The sequence below is a fragment of the Serratia sp. ASV30 genome (assembly GCF_016428815.1).
In the GTDB taxonomy this organism is placed as follows: Bacteria; Pseudomonadota; Gammaproteobacteria; order Enterobacterales; family Enterobacteriaceae; genus Chania; species Chania fonticola_C.
Genome location: NZ_JAELTL010000256.1, coordinates 1 through 312 on the forward strand (window position 1 = coordinate 1; position 312 = coordinate 312).

1 protein-coding gene and 1 pseudogene are annotated in these 312 nt (G+C 70.5%); both read right to left on the reverse strand.

Annotated elements, in window-relative coordinates; translation table 11 throughout:
- Positions 1–134: pseudogene (locus JHD74_RS27175) on the reverse strand (AMP-binding protein); the annotation flags it as partial.
- Positions 94–312: hypothetical protein (locus tag JHD74_RS26325; RefSeq protein WP_199063947.1), on the reverse strand; the 219-nt coding region annotated here is incomplete at its 5' end. The pseudogene JHD74_RS27175 and the gene JHD74_RS26325, both read right to left, overlap by 41 nt.

Sequence of the window (312 nt, forward strand, 5' to 3'; positions counted from 1 at the left end):
AACACCACATAGAATTCAACCACGTTGCCAAGTTGAACCAATGCGGTATCGCCGGATTGTAGTCCGCGCCGAAGCAGGGCGGCGGCTAGATGGTCAGAAAGCTGTTCCAGTTGGCGGTAGCTTAAGCCTGTCTCTTATACACATCTCCGAGCCCACGAGACAGGAGGTATCATCGCGTATGCCGGCTTCTGCGTGAAAAGGGGGGGGGGGGGGGGGGGGGGGGGGGGGGGGGGGGGGGGGGGGGGGGGGGGGGGGGGGGGGGGGGGGGGGGGGGGGGGGGGGGGGGGGGGGGGGGGGGGGGGGGGGGGGGGG